The 11303-nt window shown below is 65.8% G+C and carries 12 protein-coding genes; 9 read left to right on the top strand and 3 right to left on the bottom strand.

All coding sequences use genetic code 11. From position 1 onward, the window contains the following. Positions 1 to 354 (top strand): group III truncated hemoglobin (locus VW23_RS00130; RefSeq protein ID WP_210184490.1); only part of this gene is annotated, 354 nt, incomplete at its 5' end. Positions 355 to 592: 238 nt separating this feature from the next. Further along, positions 593 to 1711 (top strand): DUF937 domain-containing protein, encoded by a 1119-nt coding sequence (locus VW23_RS00125; RefSeq protein ID WP_069907575.1) that lies wholly within the window; start codon positions 593 to 595, stop codon positions 1709 to 1711. A 188-nt stretch (positions 1712 to 1899) separates the two neighbouring features. Here the strand turns inward: VW23_RS00125 and VW23_RS00120 are convergent, their stop codons facing one another. From VW23_RS00120 to VW23_RS00110, 3 genes are all read right to left on the bottom strand, one after another. Further along, positions 1900 to 2916 carry a beta clamp domain-containing protein gene (locus VW23_RS00120; protein ID WP_069907574.1) on the bottom strand — a complete coding sequence of 339 codons (1017 nt, stop codon included), beginning with the start codon at positions 2914 to 2916 and terminating at the stop codon, positions 1900 to 1902. A 149-nt stretch (positions 2917 to 3065) separates the two neighbouring features. Further along, on the bottom strand, positions 3066 to 3863 hold the full coding sequence (locus VW23_RS00115; RefSeq protein WP_069907573.1) for a phosphodiesterase: 798 nt from the start codon (positions 3861 to 3863) through the stop codon (positions 3066 to 3068). 7 nt (positions 3864 to 3870) lie between these two features. Beyond that, positions 3871 to 5724 (bottom strand): polysaccharide biosynthesis protein, encoded by a 1854-nt coding sequence (locus tag VW23_RS00110; protein WP_069907572.1) that lies wholly within the window; start codon positions 5722 to 5724, stop codon positions 3871 to 3873. 129 nt (positions 5725 to 5853) lie between these two features. Here VW23_RS00110 and VW23_RS00105 point away from each other — a divergent pair, with 129 nt between their 5' ends. The 7 genes from VW23_RS00105 to VW23_RS00075 all read left to right on the top strand — a co-directional run bounded on the left by VW23_RS00105 (position 5854) and on the right by VW23_RS00075 (position 11242). Then, positions 5854 to 6468: a ribonuclease D gene (locus tag VW23_RS00105; RefSeq protein ID WP_069907577.1), complete on the top strand. Its 615-nt coding sequence runs from the start codon at positions 5854 to 5856 to the stop codon at positions 6466 to 6468. After that, complete coding sequence (gene lptC / locus VW23_RS00100; RefSeq protein WP_069907571.1) at positions 6468 to 7106, top strand: LPS export ABC transporter periplasmic protein LptC; 639 nt, start codon at positions 6468 to 6470, stop codon at positions 7104 to 7106. Before VW23_RS00105 ends, lptC begins: the two co-directional genes overlap by 1 nt. Then, on the top strand, positions 7103 to 7564 hold the full coding sequence (gene lptA / locus VW23_RS00095) for a lipopolysaccharide transport periplasmic protein LptA (protein WP_069907570.1): 462 nt from the start codon (positions 7103 to 7105) through the stop codon (positions 7562 to 7564). The genes lptC and lptA overlap by 4 nt, the downstream gene beginning before the upstream one ends. Then, on the top strand, positions 7561 to 8328 hold the full coding sequence (lptB, locus tag VW23_RS00090) for an LPS export ABC transporter ATP-binding protein (RefSeq protein WP_069907569.1): 768 nt from the start codon (positions 7561 to 7563) through the stop codon (positions 8326 to 8328). The genes lptA and lptB overlap by 4 nt, the downstream gene beginning before the upstream one ends. Positions 8329 to 8487: 159 nt before the next feature. Continuing rightward, positions 8488 to 9996 (top strand): RNA polymerase factor sigma-54, encoded by a 1509-nt coding sequence (gene rpoN, locus VW23_RS00085; protein ID WP_069907568.1) that lies wholly within the window; start codon positions 8488 to 8490, stop codon positions 9994 to 9996. 160 nt (positions 9997 to 10156) lie between these two features. Then, the gene (locus VW23_RS00080; protein WP_084645378.1) at positions 10157 to 10726 is read left to right on the top strand and encodes a ribosome hibernation promotion factor; all 570 of its coding nucleotides are present in this window, start codon (positions 10157 to 10159) and stop codon (positions 10724 to 10726) included. Positions 10727 to 10774: 48 nt separating this feature from the next. Continuing rightward, positions 10775 to 11242 (top strand): PTS sugar transporter subunit IIA, encoded by a 468-nt coding sequence (locus tag VW23_RS00075; protein ID WP_069907566.1) that lies wholly within the window; start codon positions 10775 to 10777, stop codon positions 11240 to 11242. Positions 11243 to 11303: the final 61 nt, after the last annotated feature.

Here is an 11303-nt window from a genome sequence, read left to right as displayed (position 1 = left end):
GTACCCTCATTGAGTCGTGCGTCGGCAGATCAAGACGCGTATAAGAGACAGAATCTCAAAACCATCGCCGATTTCTGGAGCTCGATGCTGCTCGGCAGCGGCCGCTATTATGGCCGGCCGATGCCCAAGCACATCGCCATCCCCGAACTCTCCGACCGGCACTTCGCGCGCTGGCTAAAACTGTTCCGCGAGACGGTGGAAGAGCTCTGCCCGCCCGATGTCGCAGCGCTGTTCATCGAGCGCGCCGAGCGCATCGGCTACAACTTCCGTCTGCGCATCGCGCAGTTCCGCGGCCAGGACCTCGAGCAGGTAAAGCCGATCCGGGCCGGCGACGAGGCCCCGGAACAGGCCTGACACCCGCTAACGCGCGTCGCGATCTCTCAGATTCGCTCTGTGCGCTTTAGCTCTTTGTTTTCACGCATGTCTTTGTCCCGAAACGGTGCCCCACTTTCGGGAGACATCCGGTAGTTTGTGGCAAATTCCATCAGATTCTCTGGCACCCCGTTAGCGCGGCAGGCGCTAGCACGGACCCCCATGACCGGAAGGCGCCTCACCCGACCGGCCCGCTTTCTCGACACGTGAGGACTTCGCCATGGCTATCGATCTGGTTTCACTCATCAAGCAGTTCCTGACACCGGACATGGTGCAGAAGCTGGCGGCAACGCTCGGCCTCGACGCGACCCAGACGCAGACCGCCATCGGCGGCGCCATCCCGGCGCTGCTGGCCGGCATGGCTGGCACGGCCAAGCAGCCCGGCGGGGCGCAGCGGCTGGCGGAAGCGGCCAATCAGCAGGCCTCGGCGCTCGATGGCTTTGCCGGCATGCTGGATGGCAGCAGCCAGGCCGGCCTCGTTGAGACCGGCTCGAAGCTGGTGGGCTCGCTGCTGGGCAGCAACACCCAGACGGCGCTGTCGTCGGCGATCTCCACCTTCTCCGGCCTCGGCCAGGGAGCGGTAACGGCACTGCTCGGCGCCATTGCCCCTGCGGTGCTGGGGATCATCGGCAAGCAGGGCGGCGCGCAAGGGTTCAACGCCGAAAGCCTCGGCGCGCTGCTCGGCAGCCAGAAGAACGCTATCGCCGGAGCGCTGCCGAGCCGGCTCGGCGGCCTGCTCGAAGGCTCGGGCGTGCTCGACGGGCTCGAGAATGTGGCCGGTGCCGCCAAGACGGCCGGCGCTTCAGCCAAGCAATATGCCGGGGCCAGCGCGGCCGCCGCGGCGAACGCCGCGCAAGCCACGGCCAAGGGCGGACGTTCCTGGGCAGTTTGGGCGATTCCGCTGGCCCTGGTGGTGCTCGGGCTCTGGTACTTCGTTGGCCGGCAAACGCCCGACGCCCCGCCGGCCGAACGCTTCGTCAACAAGGCCGTCGCGCCGGTGACGACGGCGCCGCCGCTGCTCATCGGCAACCTCGATGTGGCGCAGACACTGACCGACAGCCTCGGGACGCTCAAGACCTCGCTCGAAGGGGTGAGCGACGCCGCCTCGGCGCAAACCGCGCTGCCGCAACTGCAGAACGTCACCGCCGAAATCGACAAGGTCGGCGCAGTGATCGGCAATGCCACGGCCGAACAGAAGGCCGCTGTGAAGGGGCTGATCGACCCGATCGTGGCGCAGCTCAACCCGGTGATCGACCGGGTGCTGGCGCTTCCTGGCGTCGAGGCGCTGAAGCCCACTATCGACGGCATCAAGGCGAAGCTCGCGAGCATCGCCAGCTAGGGCGTTCAGGACTCGCTGGAAACGCCTTTGACTGCCCCTCACCCCGACCCTCTCCCCAGCGGGGAGAGGGGGCGATGTGGCACCGTCCGTGGTCTCGCGTACCCTCTCCCCGCTGGGGAGAGGGTCAGGGTGAGGGGCAGTGCGACTCAAGAAAGCCCCGCGCGGTTAGCGCGGCGACCGATCTTGGCTCAGGCGCCGAAGAAGGTCGAGGGCAGCATGCCGATCAGGGTGGCGAAGGAGCGGACCACTTCGAGCGGCACGTTGGTGCCCGAGAGGCTGCCGGAGGCTTCCACCTTCATCGGGGTGGTGATCTTTTCGCCGTCGACGGTGACGGTGACGTTGTTGGAGTTCTTCATGATGATCGAACCGGTGATGCCGTCGACCGAGGCGAACAGGTCGGCGTTCTCATCGGTGGTGGCGAACAGCGCGTCGTCGCCAACCAGTTCGGTGGAGGGCAGCGTCAGGGTCAGGTCGTACTGGGTCTGGCCTTCGACACCGGGCGTATCGGTGAACGGCATGTTGCCCTTCAGCTCATAGACCTTGCCGTTGCAATCGGCCGACAGCGACATGAACCAGGAATAGGTCTGGTAGGCGAAGACCATGTTGCCCGACCAGGTGCAGCCCTTGTCGGACGGCAGCCCGGCCGAGGGGATGAACAGCCGGTTGAGATCGACGGTGTCGACGGCGTTGTTGATCGGACCGGAATTGTCGCCGGTGATTTTCTTCAGCACCGACTGGGTGAGCCCGGCGGCGCCGCTCGAGGAGAGCTCCGGCTTCAAGTTCAGCGAGCCGCCGAACTGCTTGGTGTCGGGCGCTACCTTGCCGACGGCTAGGTAGTTGATCGACAGCGTCCGCGCATCGGTGCTGCCATCGGCAGTGACGGTGTACTGGCCCAGATACTGGGTGCGGGGCAGCGCCTGCTTGTTGGACGGGTTGATGATCGAGCCATTACCGCCGATGGCGCAGGCCTTGTCGTTGCGCACGATCAACAGCTCAGTGCGGCCGGCGGTGCAATCGACGGTGATGTTGCTCACCACCTGCGCGTCGGAAAGCGTGACGGCGAAATGATCCTGCTTGGAGGTATCCTTCAGCGTCGGCATGTCGGCAATGGTGGCAAAATTGACCACCGCCGGAGGCGGCGTCTGGGCGGCAGCGCCGGCGACCAGGCCAAGCAATGCGAAGCCGGCGAGTGCAATTCGTTTCATGGCAATTCTCCCTAGGAGTCATCGGGGCTCGGAGCCGAGCGCGAGACCGGCGGAGCCCCAAGCCCGCCGCCCGCGTTGATCATCAACAAGTGCTCAGTAGCACTTGAATGCCTGATGAATGGTGCAGTCAGCTGCGGCTTAGGTGGCGCTCAGAAGAACGGCAGCGGGCCTTCGCCTGCCTCGATCGGCAGGTGATGCGTGACCAGCCCGGCCCCGGCTCGCCATTGGTGCAGCAGCAGCGCCGGCGGCTCGACGAACGAGGCGGGTTCGGCTCGCGGCGCGAGACGCAGGGCGATGGCGGTGGTGGTGCTCGGGGCAATCTGCAGCAGGCTGCCCGCGAAGCGCAGCGACATGTGGCGGTGGACATGGCCGCAGAGCACGCGCTCCACCGCCGGGTAGCGCGCGACGATGGCCGCGAGCCGCGCGCCGTTAAAGCAGCGATAGGCATCGATGAAGCCGATGCCGGTTTCGATCGGCGGCTGATGCAGCATGAGCAGCGTCGGCCGCTCCGGCTCTGTTGCCAGTACCGCTTCCAGCCATGCTGCCGTCGCCGCGTCGAAATCGCCGTGATGCTGGCCCGGCACGCTGATATCGAGGCCGATCACCCGGACCGGTCCGTGACTGCCCACAGCAAAATGCAGCGGGCCGCTGGCGGGCAGATAGCCACGATCGGCGAAGGCCAGGCGAAAAGCTTCGCGCTCGTCATGGTTGCCGGGGATGGCCAGCACGGGCTGCCGGATCCCGGCCAGGAGGCGCCGGGCCAGCCGGTACTCTTCGGCCGTCGCATGCTCGGTGACGTCGCCTCTCAGCAGCACCAGGTCGGGGGCGGGATCGAGCCTCGCCAGCCGCGCGATGGCGATCTCGAACATGGCGTTGGAATCGACCAGCCCCTGGTAGAGCGTGCCGGGCGCGCAGAGGTGCGGGTCGGAGAGCTGGGCGATCAGCACCGGCGGCTCAGACCTTCACGTAATCGAACAGCACACGGCGCAATTCGGTCTCGTCCTCGGCGTCGAGGGCAGCGTCCAGCGCCGCGAGAGCGGGCACCAGGTCGGAGGTCCGGCGGGCACTCGGCGGCGAGCGGAGGATTTTCGGCTGCGTGGTGCGCAGCGCATTGGCCGGATCGAAGAACAGCTCCTCGCTCAGCTTCTCGCCCGGCCGCGCGCCGGTCTCGTGGATGGCGATATCGCCCTTGGGGTTGTCGTCGGATTTCACCGACAGGCCGGCGAGCCGGATCATGTTCTCGGCGAGGTCGCGGATGCGCACCGGCTCGCCCATCTCGAGCAGGAAGATGTCACCCCCCTCGGCCATGGCGCCGGCCTGGACAATCAGCTCGGCCGCCTCGTGGATCGACATGAAATAGCGGGTCATGCGGCTGTCGGTGAGGGTCACCGGACCACCGGCGGCGATCTGCTCGCGGAACAGCGGCACCACCGAGCCGTTGGAGCCGAGCACGTTGCCGAAGCGCACCGAGCAGTAGCGCATACCGCTGCCCTTGCCATAGTGGCGGACGATCAGTTCGGCCCAGCGCTTGGTCGCCCCCATGACGCTCGACGGCCGCACTGCCTTGTCGGACGAGATCAGAACGAAGCGCTTGACGCCCGCCGCGACCGCCGCTTCCACCAGGATGCGGGTGCCCAGAACATTGTTACGCACCCCCTCGAGCGCGTTGGCCTCGACCAGCGGCACGTGCTTGTGCGCCGCGGCGTGGAAGATCACTTCGACGCCCTGCCCGTTGAGCGTGCGGCGGACCAGCGCGGCGTCGGCGATCGAGCCGAGCACCGGGACGATCTCGACCTCAGCCAGGGTGCGCAGATGGCGGTCGATTTCGTAGAGCGCGAATTCGTTGGCCTCGAGCAGCACCAGCTTTTTGGGCGCGTGCTGGACGATGAGCCGGGTGAGCTCCGAGCCGATCGAGCCGCCGGCACCGGTGACGAGAATCACCCGGCCGCCCAGGATTTCGCTCATCAGCTCGGGATCGGCCGGCACGGCGAAACGGCCGAGCAGGTCGTCGATATCGATCTCGCGCAGCTGGCTGATCAGGTATTTGCCGGAGACCAGGTCGGCGATCGCCGGCAGTGCCCGGATCTTGATCGGGTGATGGCTGAGCTCGGTGACGATCTGGGCGCGGCGGGTGGCGTCGGCCGAGGGGATCGACAGGATTACCTCGCTGACCCCGCGGTTGCGGATCAGCTCCTCGAGCCTGGTCGGCGGGTCGACACGGACGCCCGCGACATCGCGGCCCCAGAGGCTCTGGTCGTCATCGACGAAGGCGACGACGTAGCTGGCGCGGTGCGCCCTGAGCGCCTCGGCGAGCTGGGTGCCGGCGGAGCCGGCGCCATAAATCACCACCCCGCCGCCATGACCGAGATTACGCTCGGGCAGCCAGAGCAGCGCCTTGGCGAGGAAGCGCGAGCCGGCGACCACCACGGTGCCGAAGATGAAGTAGAACAGCGGCACGGTGCGCGGGAAGGTCGCCAGCCGGGTCGCCTCGGCGAGGAACAGCGCGAACACCCAGAGCAGGGTTGCCAGCATCATCGCCTGGATGATGGTCCACAGCGCCCGCTCCGGCAGGTAGCGGATCACGGCGCGATAGAGCCCCATGCGGACGAACACCGGCACCGCGAGGATCGGCGCCAGCAGCATCAGCAGGATATGCGACATGGTGGGCGTGAAAGTGCCGCCGAGGCGGATGGCGAAGCTCAGCCACAGCACGCCGAGCAGCGCCAGCATGTCGAAACCGATCAGAATGGCTTGCTTCCAGCGACGCGGCAGTCCGCTCAGTCCGTCGCGGACCTTGTTCAACGTCATAAAGTAAACCCACCCGCCGCAAGCCGCGTGGCCTGCGGCTGCCCCGGGTTTTGTAACGATGCCGCCCGGTCTTTCCAACGCCTTTATGCTATGGCATCACAGCCCAAATCGCCGAACCAGGATTTCGACATGACGATCAGACTGCATCGGGGCGACCTGCCCGACCTCTCGCGCTATGGCCGGGAGGTGGCGATCGACACCGAAACCATGGGACTCGATCCGCGGCGCGACCGGCTCTGCGTGGTGCAGCTCTCCCCCGGCGACGGTAGCGCCGATGTGGTGCAGATCCCGCAGGATCTGAAGGACGCACCGAACCTCACGAAGCTGCTGAGTGACCCCGCGGTCACCAAGATCTTCCACTATGCGCGCTTCGACATGGCGGTGCTGAAGCACCGCTTCGGCATCGTCACCGGCCCCGTCTACTGCACCAAGATCGCCTCGAAACTAGTGCGGACCTATACCGACCGGCACGGCCTCAAGGACCTGGCGCGCGAGCTCTTGAACATCGACATGTCCAAGCAGCAGCAGAGCTCGGACTGGGGTGCGGAAAAGATCTCCGAAGCGCAGCTCGACTATGCCGCGTCGGATGTCCTCTACCTGCACGACCTGAAGCGCCATCTCGATCGGATGCTCAGGCGCGAGGGCCGGACCGAGCTGGCCCAGGCCTGCTTCGAGTTTCTCAAGCACCGGATCGACCTCGACCTGATGGGCTGGGACGAGACCGACATCTTCGCGCATAGCTGATGGCGTCGCTGGCCGCCCCGATCGACGATCGCGCCGCGCTCTACGCGCGACTCAATCGTCGCAACCGGCTGGTCAGCCTGTTGCGCTGGCTGGTACCGGCCGGCGGCGTGCTGGTGTTCGTGGTGCTCCTGGCGATGATCGTCATCGACAATCTGGGGCAGCGCTTCGGCTATTCCAACATCAGGATCGATCGCGACAACCTGGTAGTGGAAACGCCGCGGCTGACCTCCACCGGCGATGACGGCACGCTTTACGCGCTGTCGGCGCGGGCGGCGAAGGTGGCGCCGACGCAGAACGACCTGATCGACATGGAGGACGCGGTGTTCACCATGACCCCGCCGGAGGGCGCGGCGATGCAGGCGGAAGCGGCGTCGGCCCAGTTCCAGACCAATGACCAGCTGCTGAACGTGCCCGGGATCGCCCATGTCACCAGCTCAGAGGGACTCGATGGCACGCTCGAAGCAGTGTTCGCCGACCTGATGAACTGGACGATGGTGGCGAGCGGCAATGTCGACATCACCATGCCCAGCGGCTCGCACATCGTCTCCGACGGCATGACCTATGATCGGCAAACCGGTATCTACACCTTCAAGAACGCCAGGGTGACGCTGGTCTCGACTCCGGGGGAAACCGAATGAAGCTTTGTGCTGCCCTCGCTGTTCTCCTGACCATCGTCCTGGCCATGGCGCTGCCGGCGGCCGCGGCCGAGCCGGTGAACGTCGCGGCCGACGATTTCACCATCGACCAGGGTAACAACAACGCCACCTTCACCGGCAACGTCACGATCACCCGGACCGGATTGAAGCTGTGGGCCGACAAGGTGGTGGTGCTGTATGGCAGCGGCGGGCAAAGCGACATCGACAGCCTCACCGCCACCGGCAATGTGCGGATCAAGACCGACAGCCAGGACGCCACCGGCGCCAAGGCGACGTTCGATCCGGACACGCTGATCCTGAGGCTCAGCGGCAATGTCACGGTGGTCAACGCGCAGGGCAAGCTGAACGGACCGGAGCTGACCATCAACCTCAAGACCAACAGCTCGGTGTTCAAGGGTAACGAAGGGGGCCGGGTGACCGGCGTCTTCACTCCGCAATGAACGAGGCTGCGACAGTCAAGGCCAAGGCGCCGGTCGACCAGACCGGCTGGCTGGTGGCGCACGGGCTGAACAAGAGTTTCGGCAAGCGCACCGTGGTCGAGAATGTCAGCCTCGCGGTGCGGCGCGGCGAGGCGGTGGGCCTGCTCGGCCCGAACGGCGCCGGCAAGACCACCGTCTTCACCATGATCATGGGGCTGGTGAAGCCGGACAAGGGCAAGATCCTGGTCGACGGGCGGCCGATCACCAACCTGCCGCTGTTCCAGCGTGGGCGGCTCGGCATCGGCTACCTGCCGCAGGAAAGCTCGATCTTTCGCGGTCTCAGCGTCGAGGGCAATATCCTCGCGGTGCTCGAGGGACACGTACCGAAGAAAGCCGACCGGCTGGCGCGGCTCAACGAACTGCTGGCCGAATTCGGCATCGCCCATATCGCCAAATCCAATGCCCTGGCGCTGTCGGGCGGCGAGCGGCGGCGCGTCGAAATCGCCCGGGCAGTCGCCACGGACCCCTTGTTCATGCTGCTCGACGAGCCGTTCGCCGGCGTCGACCCGATCGCCGTCAGCGAAGTGAAGATGCTGGTCAAGCACCTCACCCGCCGCGGCATCGGCGTCTTGATCACCGACCATTCGGTGCGCGAGACGCTGTCGCTGGTCGACCGCGCCTACGTGATCCACGAGGGCCACGTGATGATCCAGGGCAAGCCCGACGTCATCGCCGCCGACCCCGAGGCGCGACGGGTGTATCTGGGCGAGACGTTCGAGGTTTGACGAGGGTAGCGGATAGCGAATGGCGAGGAGCGAATAGGGACTACTCGCTACCGGCTATTCGCTATTCGCTGGTTTTGGCACGGTTCTTGCCCTGACGGCGTCAATCATGCATGGATGGCGCCGGAAGCCTCACTTGGTTGCCTTAGGGGAAACGCGCGCATGGCCTTGTCGCCACGGCTTGAGGTTCGTCAGAGCCAGGGCCTGACGCTCACGCCGCAACTGATGCAGTCGATCCGGCTGCTGCAACTCAGCCACCTCGAGCTCAACAGCTTCGTCGAGGCCGAGCTGCTGCGCAATCCGCTGCTCGAGCGCGAGGACGGGGCGGAGCCGACCGACGAGGCGGCGGAAGCCCCGGAGCGCCCGGCCGAACTCAACGCCGCCGAGGATACGGTCGACTTTTCCGATCGCATCCAGTCGGCTGACTCGATCGCCAATGGCTATGACACCGAGGTCGAGAACGTCTTCCCCGACCAGTCGGCGCCGGAGCGGCTGACCGACTCGACGCAGTGGAACGAGCGGAGCGGCGGTGACGGTGAAGCGGCCGATATCGACCAGTTCGTCGCGGCGCGACCGACGCTGAGCGATCACCTCGCGGCGCAGACGGGGCTGATCACCGCCGATCCGGCGGAACGGCTGATCGCGCAGTTCCTGATCGACAGTCTCAGCGAGGCCGGCTACCTCGCTGTCGAGCTCGAAACCGTGGCCGAGCAGCTCGGGGCCCCGGTCGAAACGATCGAGGCGGTACTGTTGAAGCTGCAAGGCTGCGATCCCGTCGGGGTGTTCGCCCGCGACGTGCGCGAATGCCTGGCGCTGCAGCTCAGGGAGAAGGACCGGCTCGATCCGATGATGCTGCGCCTGCTCGACAATCTCGAGCTGATTGCCCAGCACGACCTGACTGCGCTCGGCCGCGCCGTGGGCGCCGATCGCGAGGATCTGCTCGACATGCTGGCCGAGTTGCGCCAGCTCGACCCCCGCCCCGGCCGCGCCTTCGAGGCAGGGCCAGTGGAATCGGTGGTGCCGGACGTGTTCGTCAGGGCCGGGCCCGGCGGCGAGTGGCAGATCGAGCTCAATGCCGACGTGCTGCCGCGGGTGCTGGTCAACCGCATCTATTATGCCTCGGTGACCAAGAAGACCCGCGACACGGCGGAGAAGAGCTTTCTCACCGATTGCCTTGCCACCGCCAACTGGCTGGCCAAGAGCCTCGACCAGCGGGCCCAGACCATCCTCAAGGTGACCGCCGAAATCGTCAAACAGCAGGACGGTTTCCTGGTCCACGGCATCACGCATCTGAGGCCAATGACGCTGAAGGCGGTCGCCGATGCCATCGAGATGCACGAGTCGACGGTCAGCCGGGTCACCTCGAACAAATACGTGTCGACGCCGCGCGGACTGTTCGAGATGAAATACTTCTTCACCACGGCGCTCGGCTCATCGACCGGCGAGGGCGACCATTCCGCCGAGGCGGTGCGCCACCGGATCAAGCAGATCATCGATGCCGAACAGCCGGCCGATATCCTGTCGGACGACACCATCGCCGAGATGCTGCAGAAGGAACGCGGGATCGAAGTGGCGCGCCGTACCGTGGCGAAATATCGCGAGGGGATGAACATCCCCTCCTCGGTGATCCGGCGCCGCCAGAAGCGCGCTTTGGTCGCGGCGGGACGATAGCGCTTCGGCACTGCTGCTGTCGACACCTCGCATTTGAACCCAATCGGGTTCCGCGCATTGCCCCTTGGGAGGGGGCGGTCTAGACTCCCTTCACCGGGGTGACCACATCTCATGGTGGCGGCCGCTCCGGCCGGCTACACCAAAGAGAAAGAGGACCTCCATGACACTGCGCGTCTCAGGAAAGAACATGGATGTCGGCGATGCGCTGCGGATCAGGGCGCAGGGCCATTTCGACACGGTGGTGAAGAAGTACTTCGACGGCAACTACACCGGCCACCTCACGCTCGAGCCGGAAGGCTCGGGGTTCAACGCCCAGTGCATGGTGCATCTCGATTCCGGCGCCGTGCTGCAGTCGAGCTCCTATGGCGGCGACGCCATGTCGGCCTACCAGGGCATGGCCGACACCATCGAAAAGCGCCTCAGGCGCTATAACCGCAAGCTCAAGGCGCATCGCCGCCACGTCAACGGCGCCGACGAGGAAGCGCCGTCCTACGTACTCGCCGCGCCCAGCGAAGATGACGAGCTGATGGAGGATTACTCGCCGCCGGTGATCGCCGAGGCGACCTCCAGCCTCAGGCAGATGTCTGTGGGCGAAGCGGTGATGCAGCTTGATTTGACCCAGGCGGAAGTGGTCGTATTCCGGCATGCTGGACATGGTGGCCTAAATGTGGTCTACCGCCGCGCCGACGGCAATATTGGCTGGATCGATCCAGCCCTCAGGCCGAACTAGGGCTCCGGAAAAGCTTGGTCTTTCCGCATCCACGATGGGAACTTCTTGATGGAATTGGCTGACATCCTCTCGGAGGACTCGGTGATTGTTTGCTCAGGGAACAAGACCAAACTGGACGTGCTGCGGCGGCTTTCCGAGCGGGCAGCCAAGATCTCCGGGCAGGACGCGGCGACCATCTTCGAAGCCGTCAACGACCGTGAACAGTTGGGTTCCACCGGGCTCGGCAACGGCATCGCCATTCCGCACGGCAAGTTCGCCGGGCTGGGTTCGGTGACGGCGGTATTCGCCAAACTGGAACAGCCGGTGGAGTTCGAGTCGGTCGACGACCAGCCGGTCGACCTGGTGATGCTGCTGCTCGCGCCGATGGGCGCGGGCGCCGACCACCTCAAGGCGCTGGCGCGGGTGGCGCGAATCCTGCGCACCGACGCCGTGGTGGCACGGCTGCGCCGCTCGGAGGACGCCGGCGAACTCTACGGCATCCTCACCCAGCCGCTGGAAACGACGCGCGCGGCATAAGCCGCAATCGCATATGGCGTGAGTATAGGTCGGTGCGGGAAGAATACCCCCCACCCTGTCC

This window comes from Devosia insulae DS-56, from assembly GCF_000970465.2.
In the GTDB taxonomy this organism is placed as follows: Bacteria; Pseudomonadota; Alphaproteobacteria; order Rhizobiales; family Devosiaceae; genus Devosia_A; species Devosia_A insulae.
The sequence above is the reverse complement of the archived record's forward strand: the minus strand, read 5'-3'. Positions and strand labels throughout refer to the sequence as shown.